1 protein-coding gene is annotated in these 357 nt (G+C 48.7%); it reads right to left on the reverse strand.

Annotation, left to right across the window (positions count from 1 at the left end):
• Window positions 1-103: 103 nt before the first annotated feature.
• Window positions 104-357 (reverse strand): hypothetical protein (locus AAEY72_RS14290; protein ID WP_352311164.1); only part of this gene is annotated, 254 nt, incomplete at its 5' end.

Genomic DNA, 357 nt, shown 5'->3' on the forward strand with positions numbered 1-357 from the left:
GCGTGGGGGTGAGGAAGGGCGAACCCTTCCCCGTTCGGCGGCTTAACGTGCAGTTACGATGCCGCTCTTGTGCTTGCGCTGGGGCTCGTCTTGCCGGACGGGCTTACTCGTTCTGCTCCCAACTCTTTGCGATTTGTTTTTTACTTTTGCTTTCTGCTTTGGCTTTCTTTCGGTTATGTAGATAGTTCAGCAGTAATAAGAAGAAGGTGCCGAGCATGATCATATCGCTCACAGTAAAGTTGAACTGTAGGGTAATGAGCTGTTTCCAATTGGCTTTAGCTAAATTCTCTGCGATTGCTGATTGAGGTGCAGCAATTACTGCCGCACTGCCAGCTGCTAAGCTCTTTATTATTGTTG

Source organism: Psychrobacter sp. W2-37-MNA-CIBAN-0211, from assembly GCF_040309405.1.
Taxonomy (GTDB): domain Bacteria; phylum Pseudomonadota; class Gammaproteobacteria; order Pseudomonadales; family Moraxellaceae; genus Psychrobacter; species Psychrobacter glaciei.